Origin of the sequence: Acinetobacter sp. Colony158 (genome assembly GCF_019264745.1) — a bacterium.
Lineage (GTDB): Bacteria > Pseudomonadota > Gammaproteobacteria > Pseudomonadales > Moraxellaceae > Acinetobacter > Acinetobacter ursingii.
The window spans coordinates 2,923,540-2,924,492 of record NZ_CP078523.1 but is presented as its reverse complement, the minus strand read 5'-3'; the positions used below and the strand labels follow the sequence as shown (position 1 = coordinate 2,924,492).

Sequence of the window (953 nt, the reverse complement as noted above, 5' to 3'; positions counted from 1 at the left end):
TAACTCATACATTCCAGATCTTTATTTAAAATATAATTAACTTTTATTGAGACTCTGCTTATGGAGTTTAAAATTCTTGAAGTTAAAGAGCTCAATCCACATCAGCGACAACAAATTGCCACATTGTGCTTTTCTGCATTTGATGAAGATCCTTGGAGCCAATATCTTTTCATGCAAACAGCCTCTCATCTTGTTGGTATATTGGATGGAAAAATCGTGTCGCATGCGCTATGGACAGACAGAGTTTTCACTATTAATAACAGTATAAAATTGAAAACAGCTTATGTTGAATATGTGACTACTGATGAGAGAATGCGGGGGAAGGGATTCGCATCACAACTATTAAGATATTTGATCGATACTTTAACTCACTTAGGTTATGAACTTGCAGCATTGCAACCTGAATATGATAAATTCTATAAAAAATTAGGTTGGATTAATTGGTTGGGGGATTTATATATTCATCGAGGTAAGTCTACTTACCTAACGGATGAGAATAAAATCATGCTGTATCCATTGAATATTCAATTGAAAGATTTACTACTACATAGTACCGAGCATCATGTAATTTGCACCAATTGGAGAGAAGGTGAGCTTTGGTAAGCTTTATTTTGTATATATTTTAATCATTAGATTATCAAATTAGTTGCTTATAGGAACTGATAGAAAGCTTAATCAATAGGATACAAATACTTTTATACAAATACGTTGGTCAAGTTATTTTGCCTCCAGATCTCTTATTTAAGCAAAACGTTAATCCAAAATCAGTAGCATCTATGCGATAGTTCACTGAGATTGAACCTGTACAAGTGGAACAGCTTTATTTGTGGAAAATAGAGATTAACGAAGAAAAATATTCAGTTTATTTCAGATATTATTTATCTTAAAAGGTATAAAAACTTACAGTATTGTTTGCCTGAATGTAAAATAACAGCATTTAATTTAAGTTATTG

The 953-nt window shown here is 31.7% G+C and carries 1 protein-coding gene; it reads left to right on the top strand.

The features are described from left to right. Positions 1–60: 60 nt before the first annotated feature. The gene (locus tag JR005_RS12000) at positions 61–603 is read left to right on the top strand and encodes a GNAT family N-acetyltransferase (protein WP_044433101.1); all 543 of its coding nucleotides are present in this window, start codon (positions 61–63) and stop codon (positions 601–603) included. Positions 604–953: the final 350 nt, after the last annotated feature.